The organism is Nonomuraea cypriaca (genome assembly GCF_015645445.1).
Lineage (GTDB): Bacteria > Actinomycetota > Actinomycetes > Streptosporangiales > Streptosporangiaceae > Nonomuraea > Nonomuraea cypriaca.
In genome coordinates, this window is sequence record NZ_JADOGI010000311.1 from 1 (window position 1) to 10,197 (window position 10,197).

The window sequence follows — 10,197 nt, forward strand, 5'->3', positions numbered from 1 at the left end:
CATCAGGTCGTTGCCCGGCCCCCCGCTGATCCCTTGCCCGTTGTCGCCGATGGACGCCACCACGACCACCCCCGACATGACGGTGTTGAACATCGGGAGGTTCCAGATCGCGCTGTGGCCGGGCGCGCTGAGCGACATGCTGACCACGTGCGCCCCCTGGTCGATGACCCACTGCAGGCCCGCCACGATCTGCGCGAACGACCCGGACCCGCCCGGCAGCACCAGCGCCGAGGCCAGCCGGGCGTCGGGCGCCACGCCGATGTTCATCCCCCGCACGGTGCGCCCGGCGATCGTCCCCGCGGTGTGCGTGCCGTGCGCGTCGGAGTCGTGCGGCGCGGAGACGACGGGGCTGCCCAGCGCGTCGAACTCCTGGAACGCCGTCACCTTGCCCGCCAGCGCCGGATGCGTGTCGTCCACGCCCGTGTCCAGATGCCCGACGAGCACGCCCCCGCCCCTGCCGAGCCCGCCCCACACCTCCGGCGCGCCGATCCTGGCCACGCCCCACGTGCTGCCGTCCACCGTCTCCGGACTGTCCTCCAGCGGCGTCTGCAGGACCTCGGGCACCCGGTAGACGGGGTTGGCGTACACGCGGGCGACCTGCTCGTGCCCGGCGAGGTCGATCAGCTCCGCCCGCGTGCCCGACACGGCGACGGAGTCGGCCAGCCACAACCTGCGGGCCTCCGGCGCGGCGGCGGCCACCCTGTCCTGCGCCTCGGCGATCGCGCTCTTGAGGTTGCCGCGGAACGCGCCGCCCCGGCCGTACCGCTCGGTGATCCGGCGCAGGATGTCGGACCTGCGGGTGGCCAGGTGCTCGCCGGAGAGCAGGCCGCGTACCCAGTCCAGGGTCTTGCGGTCCGGGCCGGTCAGCCTCGTGCGGACGAGAGCGGTGATGATCTCGTCGTCGCTCGCGTTCGCGGCGACCGCCTGGAACGCCTCGCTCAGTTTGTCGTCTGACATGACTCACCTTCGGGGGCCGGCCGCGGCCCCCCGTCGTCGCCATCCGGCCCTCGAGGCCGGCCCCGCGACGACGCTAGGCCGCGGCCACCCTCCGGCGCCCCAGGGAACGGCCAGGGGTTTCGCCTCGCGGGCGGCGCGTTCCTGCGCCGCCCAGGGTTTTCCCCTGGCCGCCTCCCGGGGCGCCGGCCGCCCCCGCCCGCCTACAGTCCGTCCGGTACGGCTCAGCGCTCCCGCCGGAGACCGTACGGAACTCGAAGTCCCGTCGATTTCGTGACCAAGGAGCGGATCGATGTCGCTACCGCGCAGAACCAGCCGGCTCCCGGCTGAGGTGTATGCCCAGGCCTCACCCCGCTCGCAAGGCGACCAGTCGCTGTTCGACGTCGCCACCGACATGGACCGGTCGCCGCTGGCCGCGACCTCCGACCCCCAGACGATCATCGAGGCCGCGGACGAGCTGCGGCGCAGGGGATTCAGGATCCTGCACACCGCGCGTACGACGATCAACATCGCCGCTCCGCCGGAGCTGTACGAGCAGGAGTTCCACTGCAGCCTGGAGACCGAGGAGCGGCAGGTGGCGACCGCTACCGGCGACACGGTGTCGGTGACCTGCGTGACCAGCCACACCGAGCAGCCGAGCCGCGGCACCAGACTGCCGGGCTTCATCGACACCACCGCCGCAGCCGGCCCGACCCTGATCGAAGGCATCGCGATCGAGGAGCCGCGCATCCTGTTCGAGAGCCCGTTCGCGCCGCCGAAGAACTACTGGCACCTCAACGTGCCCGGGGACGTGTCGGCGGGCTGCAACGCGAGCGAGGCCCACCGCGCCTCGATCACCGGCGTCGGCGTCCACGTCGCCATGGTCGACTCCGGCCTCTACCAGCACCCCTACTTCCTCAACCGCGGCTACCGCGTCAACCCGGTCGTCCTGGGGCCGGGCACGGCCGATCCGATGGCGGACGAGGACGGGCACGGCACCGCCGAGTCGGTCAACGTCTTCGCCGTCGCGCCGGACGCCCGCCTCACCATGGTCAAGATGAGCCCGCTGAACACCATCGGCGCGTTCAACATGGCGGTGAGCCTGCGGCCGGACGTCATCACCTGCAGCTGGGGCGGCGACAAGGAGACCGAGGCGGAGCTCACCGCGGCCGACGTCGCGCTCATCGCCTCGATCAGGCTGGCGGTCGCCCGCGGCGTCGTCGTGGTGTTCGCCGCGGGGAACGGCCATTTCGGCTTCCCCGGGCAGCACCCCGACGTGATCTCGGTGGGCGGCACGTTCATGGACGCCGACGGGAGCCTGCGGGCCTCCGACTACGCGAGCGGGTTCACCAGCCGGATCTATCCCGGCCGGGACGTCCCCGACCTGACGGGGCTGGTCGGGATGCGGCCCAGGGCCGCGTACATCATGTCGCCCGTGCCCCCGGGCTCCAGGATCGACACGGAGTTCGGCGGGGACCAGCCGCACCCGCTCGGCGACGAGACGGGGACGGCGGACGGCTGGGCCGCGATCAGCGGCACCTCCGCGGCGGCGCCGCAGGTCGCGGGGGCGTGCGCGCTCATCAGGCAGGCGTACCCGAACCTGCCGCCGCGGCAGGTGGCCGCGTTCCTGACCGCGCACGCCCGCGACGTCACGGCGGGCAGCTGCTTCAAGCGGCCGGGAATGGGCCACGACGCGGTGAGCGGGCCCGACCTGGCGACCGGCAGCGGGCTGCTCGACGCCTCGGCGTCGGCGCTGGCCGCCCGCCAGGACGCCGTCAACAACTCCATCAGGTGACGGGTTCCCGGCCACCACGTGTGCTGCTGATCAGCATGCCGTGGCACGCGCTCAACCGGCCCTCGCTCGGGCTGAGCCTGCTGCAGGCGGGCCTGCGGAGCGAGGGCGTGGCGTGCGACGTGCGCCATCTCGGCTTCCGGCTGTGCGACGCCATCGGGCTGCCCGACTACCTGTGGGTACACGGAGAGCTGCCGCACCTGGCGTTCGCCGGCGAGTGGCTATTCACCTCCGCCCTGTACGGGACGCCGCCCCGGAGCGAGGCGGAGTACGCCCGCGACGTGCTCGGCTATGGCGACGAGGCGGAGTACGCCCGCGACGTGCTCGGCTCCGGCGACGTCCTGGGGCGGCTGCGCCGGCTGCGCGGGCCGTGCGAGGCGTTCATCGACGACTGCCTGGAGTCCATCCCGTGGGCCGGCTACGACGTCGTCGGCTTCACCTCCACGTTCGAGCAGAACATCGCCTCACTCGCCCTCGCCAGGCGCGTCAAGCAACGCCACCCCGGCGTTTTCGTCGTCTTCGGCGGCGCGAACTGGGAGGGCGACATGGGCCACGAGCTGCACGCCCGCTTCCCGTTCTTGGACGCCGTCTGCACAGGGGAGGCCGACCGGTCGTTCCCCGCCCTGGTGCGGACGATCGCCACGGGCGGCTCACCCGCCGGCGTGCCCGGCGTGATCGTACGGGGAGCGGACGGGCGCGGCGTACGCACCCCGCCAGGACCGCCCATCGCCGACCTGGACGCGCTGCCCGAGCCCTGCTTCGACGCCTACTTCGCAGACCTGGCGGCCAGCGCGAACGCCGCGCACATCGCCCCCCGCCTACTCCTGGAGACCTCGCGCGGCTGCTGGTGGGGCGCCAGGCACCACTGCACGTTCTGCGGGCTGAACGGCACCTCGATGGCCTACCGCAGCAAGAGCCCAGAACGCGTGCTGGCCGAGATCGAGCACCTCCTCCACCGCCACGGCGTCACCACGGCGGCGGTCGTCGACAACATCCTCGACATGCGTTACTTCGGGACGGTGCTGCCCGCGCTGGCCGCCGCCGGCGCGCCTATGGAGCTGTTCTACGAGGTGAAGGCCAACCTCACCGCCGAGCAGGTACGACTGCTCGCCCGCGCCGGCGTGCGCCGCGTCCAGCCGGGCCTGGAGAGCCTCAGCGACCACGTCCTCGCGCTCATGCGCAAGGGCACCACCGCGCTGCGGAACGTCCAGCTGCTCAAGTGGTGCCACGAGTTCGGCGTCCGGCCGGAGTGGAACCTGATCTACGGGTTCCCCGGGGAGACCGCCGAGGACTACGCCCACCTCCCCGAGCTGGTGGACGCGATCGACTTCCTCACCCCGCCGTCCGGCATGGAGCCCGTCAGGCTCGACCGCTTCAGCCCCTACCACGCGGACCCCGCCGCCTTCGGGCTGGTGAACGTCCGGCCCAAGCCCGTCTACCGGCACCTGTACCCGTTCCCCGGGGAGGCGCTGGAGCGCATCGCGTACTACTTCGACTTCGACCACGCCGACGGCGGGCAGCCGGACGCGTACGCGGGACCCGCGCTGGAACGGGTGCGCCGGTGGACCGGCCGCCGCCTCGGCGGGACGCTCGCGCTGCTGCCGCACACCGCCGGCGGCGTCGTCCTGATCGACGACAGGGACGGCGAGCCGGTCTCCTGCCGCCTGACGGGGTGGCGGGCGGCGGTGTACGAACGATGCGACAGGGTCACGACCGAGCGGGCGGCCGTCGCCGCCGGCACGGGCGAGGGCGCCGAGCCCGAGGAGGTCCGCGCGTTCCTGGCCGGCTGCCGCGAGCGCCGCCTCATGGCCAACGTCGGCGACCGCTGGCTCGCATTGGCCGTACGCACCCCGCCCAGGGAGGTCTGAATGGGCGGGCATCCTTGGTCCGAACCTGTCTTTGCGTGACGGCTCCGCTGATGAAAGGCTGGGCATGAACCTCAAAGTTGCCGGAGCTCAGCTGAGAGGAATCGATCATGCACGCGAATGTCGGTGACACCTTGCTCGTCCATGGCCACGTCGTCGGCCAGGCGGATCGGAAGGGTCAGATCATCGAGGTCAGGGGCCAGAACGGGGCGCCGCCCTATCTCGTGCGCTTCGAGGACGGGCACGAGCAGCTCGTCTTCCCCGGCCCCGACGCGTTGATCCAGCCGCCCGTCTCCCGATAGGGCTCGTTCCAGGGGGCTCATTCGGCGGACAACGAGCGCAGGGCCTCGGCGGCGTCGCGTCCCCAACCGGCCGCGACCTCGTTCCCGCCGGGGTCGTGCGCGGTCGCGACGATCCGCTCGCCGGCGTTGCGCACCAAGGTGATCGTGTGGCCGGCCGACAGCAGCCCGTCGGCGTCCGTACGGCGCCGGGGCGCGGGCCGTTCGAGCAGGCGGCGGGCCCCGACGAGGGCGGCCACCGGCGTGCGGTGCCGGGTCAGCAGCACGGGCGTGTCGTCGTACGGCTCCGCGGCCTGCCGCACCAGGTCACCGAGCTTGGACCGGGCCGTGGACAACGACACGACGGGCAGCCCGCTCAGCACCCCGGCCACCGCCGACAGCGGCACCAGCGCGGCCCACTCCCAGCGCTCGCGGGTGATCAGCGTCGTCTCGCCGCTCCCCGCCGCGCGGACGAGCGAACCCCAGTGGTCCCTTGCCTCCTCCACGCCGACCGGTGCCCCATGCCTGGCCACCAACTCGTCATACGAGGGTCGTTCTGTCTCGATCACCCAAAAACCGTAAGGCACCTTACAGAATTCCCGCAAGTCGCCCGACGGCTGCGTTGACGAGCAGGGGAAGCGCTTCTTAAACTCATCCTATAGTGAATTATGGAGGCGACCCCATGCGCAGGACTCCCGCCGCCGTCGTCAGCGCTGTCTTCTTCGCCGTCGCCCCTGGCATCGTCGCCGTCCTCGTCCCGTACTGGATCACCGGCTGGCGGATGCTCGACCCTCTCCACGTCGCGGTCATGGTCCCGCTCAGGCTCCTCGGCGCGCTCCTGGTGCTGGGCGGGCTGGCCGTGCTGGTCAACGCGTTCGTGCGGTTCGTGGTCGAGGGCTTCGGCACGCCCATCCCGGTCGCCGCGCCCGACCGCCTGGTCGTGGGCGGCTTCTACCGGCACGTCCGCAACCCCATGTACGTCGCGATCTTCGCCACCGTCATCGGGCAGGCCATGGTGTTCGGCAACCCCTGGCTGCTGCTCTACGTGGCGGTCATGGCGATCCCGGTCTATGCGTTCGTCCGCTGCTACGAGGAGCCGCACCTGCGCAGGACGTTCGGGGCGGACTACGACGACTACCGCGCGCACGTGCCGGGCTGGTGGCCCCGGCTGCATCCCTATCGGTCTTGATGCGAGGGACTCTCATGTAATCGCGGAAATTGGAGTCCCAATGTTCGGACCGGTTTGACGACCAGTGAGGAAGTATGGTCGTCTCATGACCATTGTTTCTGATGGGATGAATTAGACCGGTCCGGGGGAGTTCATGCCGCACGCCCTCCTGCGCGTGCTCATTTCGACGTCCATCGCATGTACGGCCCTGGTGGCGCTGCCGCCCGCCGGGGCGGCGGGCGCCGATGCGCAGACGAAACCGGTGCCGGCCGTCCAGGTCCAGCCCGTGCCCGCAGTCCAGGAGCCGCCCGCCGCCGTGGTCACCGTGCCCACGCAGCCGTCGCTCGCGGTACGGCCCGCGGGCGACGAACGGGTCGGCCCGGCCGCGCCCGAGGTGACCACGCCCGCCGGGCCCGGACTCGTCAACGAGGTCACCACCGAGGCCGCCGGCGTCCAGGACGCGCAGGGGTTCGGCCGGCAGGCGCCCGACCCGCGCAAGGTGCTGCCTGACACCTCCCAGGCCGCGCCGCTGAGCCTCACGAAGCCGCTGGCCGCGGTGACCAAGGCGTTCGACGGCCTCGGTCAGGCTGTGGCGGGGGTGCCGGGGCTGACGTACCGGCTGTGCGTCGAGAGCGCCCAGATGCAGGTCTCCTGCTCGAGCAGGAGACCCGTCGGCGTGCCCGTCGCGGCCGACGTCACCGGCGACGTCCTGCCCGACGTGGCCGCCGACCTGGTGCCCACCGCCAACCCGTCCGAGCGCACCGTCGGTCTGGGCTTCGCCGTCAAGCGGCTGTCGCGCGAGAGCCTCCGGGCGCAGGTCTGGGCCGAGTACGACGGCAAGGTGTCGGTCGGGTTCGACGGCCTGCGGCGCGGGTCTGAGCTGTCGGAGTTCGACTGGGGGACGTTCACCGTCGACCTGACGGGCAAGCAGGTCAAGGCCGCCGTCGAGCGCACGGAGCCGGGCGAGTCCGCGGCCCTGGTCGCCGGGCTGACCGGCCGTACCGCGATGAGTGTCCGCCAGACGCCCGCCACCGAGCGGCTCACGGTCGACGCCGTGCTGGGCTCGCCCGCGCTCGACGTCACCGCGTCCGAGCCGGCCAAGGTCGAGGCGGTGGCCGTGACCGGCCGCCAGTTCGTCCAGGCGGAGCTCGACCAGATGCCCACCAGCGCCGAGGTGCGGCTGTCGGGCGGCGAGATCCACTTCGCCAGCCCGTCCTCGATCCCGCGCGCCAGCCTGCACGCCTACGAGTACCGCGACGGACGGCTGGCCCGGGCGCTCGACGCCGAGCTCGAGGACGTGCCCCCGACCTTCACCGCCAAGTACGGCTCCGCGAAGAACAGGCAGACGCTCTCCGTCACGTCCAGCGGTTCCAAGGCCGGCGCCGCCGAGCTCCGCTACTTCGACCGGGCCGCCGGCAAGACGGTGCTGACAGCACAGCTGAGCAACCTGCCCGCCAAGGTGCGCCTGGTCAACGACCCGGCCGAGCATCGCGTCACGCAACGGGCCAGCTCGCCCATCGGCAGGTTCGCGGTGGTGCTGCAGCGCAACGGGGGAGCGGTGTCCAGCCCGCGCGGCGGCCACGTCACCATGATCAAGAACGGTGCCGCGGTGGGGGTGTCCGGGCTGCTGTCGGGACTGTCCGGGTTCGACGTCACGTACGGGGCCGCGCCGCGCGCCCACCTGGAGGTCGGCTCAAGCGCCCACTCCTTCGTGGGCGCGGCCAGCATCGACGGCACCCACGTGGCCAGGATGGAGGCCTCGAACACGCCCTCCACCGTGGACATCACGCTCAACCCCGCCGCCAGGAAGGCCGTCTACCAGGCCAGCGGCAGGATCGACGAACTCCGCGCGGCGTACGCGAACGTCAAGTCGGGCCCCACGATCGACGGCACGATCCAGGGCGTGCGGGACGACGTCAAGGCCTCGTGGGAGCTGGGCGCGCGCTCGACCGTCAAGGTCGCGACGTCCTCCAAGCTCGACGAGTTCGAGCTGTACGCCAACAAGGCCCACGTGACCTCGCCCACGGGCGAGGACCTGCGCGCCACCGTCGAAGGCGTGCGCAAGAGCCTCGAACTGGTGGCCGACACCAAGGCCCAGACCCTCACCTGGACCTCCGGCGCCCCCGTCGCCAAGGTGTCGGCGCTGGCCAGGGCCAAGGCCGGCGCCCGCTACCTCAGAGCCGCCGCGGAGGTGACCGGCGTGCCGGCCCGCTTCGACGCCTCATGGAACGCCGCCGGCTACCGCTTCCGCGGGGTGTCCGGACCGGTCGGCTCGGCGGCGCTGGCGTTCACCAACCACGACGCCGCCAAGGCGCCCTCGGGGCCGCACCTGTCGGCGCACTACGACCAGCTCACCGGCAACCTCGACGCCAGCGTGCTGGTCAAGGGGTTGTCGCGGGTCGAGTTCAGCCCGGCGGCGGAGGGGTTCACCGCGGACTTCCGCTCGGCCAGGCAGACCCTCGCCGTCGACACCGACGTCACCCAGGGCGACGTGCGCTTCGGCCTGGTCGGCACGCTCGGGCCTGTGCCCGGCCGTCTGGCGGTCTCGGCGGCCGGCGGCAAGGTCACGTACACCGGGTCGAAGCTGGACGTGCGCGCCCGCGCCTGGCTCGGCAAGACGGGCGCGCTCGACCGGATGCGGGCCGCCCCCGCCGTGCCCGGCGGCGTGTCGCTGGTGGACGGCGGCTGCGCCGCCGGCTCGCCGGGCTGCGCCCAGGGCCCCTTCTGCACGCCGGACCGCGGCTGCTTCGGGGTCCAGGGCTACCTCGACGTGACCGGCCTGCCCGACCAGGTGTCGGTGGACCTGGCGGCCAAGACGTTCGCGTTCTCGGGGTTCGCCCCGCGCAGCCGGAGCCTGGGCGTCTACCTGGCCAGCAGTGTCCTGGGGCCCACGCCCATCAAGGCCAGGGCCACCCTGACCGGCCTCCCGTCCAAGATCACGAACATGACGGTGGGCCCCTTCGGCGTGGCCAAGGGCAACACCGTGCAGGCCGGGTACCGCATCGAGCCCGCCGCCACGCTGGGCTCGATCGACGTGCGGGCCGAGGCCGCGGGCCTGCGCGGCCACGTCGCGATGAACCCCGTGCCCGCCGTCGTCGCCGTGAACGGCACGTACGGCGCCAAGACCCGCATCCGCGTCCAGAACTCCGCGGCCGTCAAGCGCCTGACCGCCAAGGTCACGCTGGCCGGCAAGGGCACCGGCGAGATGCGCTTCTCCGACGTGCCGGCCAGGTTCGGGGTGGACGCGGACGCCTCGGCGGCCGGGCTCAACGTGCCCGCGGTGACGTACAAGGCGCTGGGGAAGGACGCCAGCACCCTCGACGGCTACCTGGGCGTGGAGGGCGGCCTGGTGGATCCGTCCGGGCGGCTCGGCGACGTGTCGTTCGCGGTCAGGGACCTGGCCGCCGACACCACGATCAGGATGAACCCCGACCAGTCGCTCGACCTCGTTTCCCGGCCGGTCCCGACGGGCCGCATCGCGCTGCACGCCGGGCTGAAGGTCGATCCGATGGCCGTCCAGCGCATCGCCGTGAGCAAGGAGATCCCGTACACGACGGGTTTCCTCACCTACAACGTGGGCGGCCACTTCGGGCTCGGGGCGAGTTCCGTGAAGGACCTCGCGCTGTCCGTACAGCGGATGTCGTGGCTCCGCGTCCGGCCGGGCAAGGTCCCCTTCGGCCTGAAGGCGCCTCCGGTGCTCGGCTACGTCGCGCCCGGTTTCGAAGGGAACTACGGGCGTCTGGACATCGCCGCCAAGGGCGTGGACCTGCGGCCGGACGTGTCGGTGGACGTGCGGTTGAGCAGGGAGATCGGCAACGACGTCTTCCACGAGGCGGTCCGGCTCTCCCCGACCGACTCGCTCGCGCTGCGCCGCTACGACCAGCGGATGCGGCGGATCGGGGCCAAGCAGGAGATCAAGGCGGCCGGGATCAGCCTGGCCTGCCTGATCGTCGACGCCAAGCCGGGGTTCGTGGCAGGGAGCGGCAGGAACTCCATCACGCTGCGCGGCGCGGACGGGCCGCAGATGGTGTCCCTGCTGGATCCCGGCGGGCAGGTGCAGGACTACGCGGTCGACCTCCTGACCCACTTCATGAGCCCGTTCCCCGGGGCGCAGTGGGAGGTGGCCGGCACCAAGGCCGGCTCCTGCACCACCTCCACCCC

At 72.3% G+C, this 10,197-nt stretch carries 7 protein-coding genes; 5 read left to right on the top strand and 2 right to left on the bottom strand.

The window, feature by feature from the left end; genetic code table 11:
* On the bottom strand, positions 1 to 957 hold a 957-nt coding region (locus ITP53_RS50130), incomplete at its 3' end, for a S8 family serine peptidase (protein ID WP_195902560.1).
* Between the two features lie 289 nt (positions 958 to 1,246).
* Between ITP53_RS50130 and ITP53_RS50135 the strand changes: the two genes are divergently transcribed.
* The 3 genes from ITP53_RS50135 (at position 1,247) to ITP53_RS50145 (ending at position 4,892) form a co-directional block, all read left to right on the top strand.
* Complete coding sequence (locus ITP53_RS50135; protein WP_195902561.1) at positions 1,247 to 2,728, top strand: S8 family serine peptidase; 1,482 nt, start codon at positions 1,247 to 1,249, stop codon at positions 2,726 to 2,728.
* Positions 2,725 to 4,593 carry a RiPP maturation radical SAM C-methyltransferase gene (locus ITP53_RS50140; RefSeq protein WP_195902562.1) on the top strand — a complete coding sequence of 623 codons (1,869 nt, stop codon included), beginning with the start codon at positions 2,725 to 2,727 and terminating at the stop codon, positions 4,591 to 4,593. The genes ITP53_RS50135 and ITP53_RS50140 overlap by 4 nt, the downstream gene beginning before the upstream one ends.
* A gap of 107 nt (positions 4,594 to 4,700) precedes the next feature.
* Positions 4,701 to 4,892 carry a DUF1918 domain-containing protein gene (locus tag ITP53_RS50145; protein WP_195902563.1) on the top strand — a complete coding sequence of 64 codons (192 nt, stop codon included), beginning with the start codon at positions 4,701 to 4,703 and terminating at the stop codon, positions 4,890 to 4,892.
* A gap of 17 nt (positions 4,893 to 4,909) precedes the next feature.
* On the opposite strand, the gene ITP53_RS60785 is transcribed toward ITP53_RS50145, so the two are convergent.
* Complete coding sequence (locus ITP53_RS60785; protein WP_195902564.1) at positions 4,910 to 5,437, bottom strand: type II toxin-antitoxin system prevent-host-death family antitoxin; 528 nt, start codon at positions 5,435 to 5,437, stop codon at positions 4,910 to 4,912.
* A 113-nt stretch (positions 5,438 to 5,550) separates the two neighbouring features.
* Between ITP53_RS60785 and ITP53_RS50155 the strand changes: the two genes are divergently transcribed.
* Positions 5,551 to 6,057, top strand: coding sequence for a methyltransferase family protein (locus ITP53_RS50155; protein ID WP_195902565.1), 507 nt, complete (start codon positions 5,551 to 5,553; stop codon positions 6,055 to 6,057).
* Between the two features lie 133 nt (positions 6,058 to 6,190).
* Positions 6,191 to 10,197, top strand: a 4,007-nt coding sequence (locus ITP53_RS50160; RefSeq protein WP_207757566.1) for a hypothetical protein, incomplete at its 3' end; no start/stop codon positions are given.

Excerpts from the sequence above, each read along its gene's own strand:
- ITP53_RS50145 (WP_195902563.1), top strand. The coding sequence starts at position 4,701 with ATGCACGCGAATGTCGGTGACACCTTGCTCGTCCATGGCCACGTCGTC.
- ITP53_RS50135 (WP_195902561.1), top strand. The coding sequence starts at position 1,247 with ATGTCGCTACCGCGCAGAACCAGCCGGCTCCCGGCTGAGGTGTATGCC.
- ITP53_RS50155 (WP_195902565.1), top strand. The coding sequence starts at position 5,551 with ATGCGCAGGACTCCCGCCGCCGTCGTCAGCGCTGTCTTCTTCGCCGTC.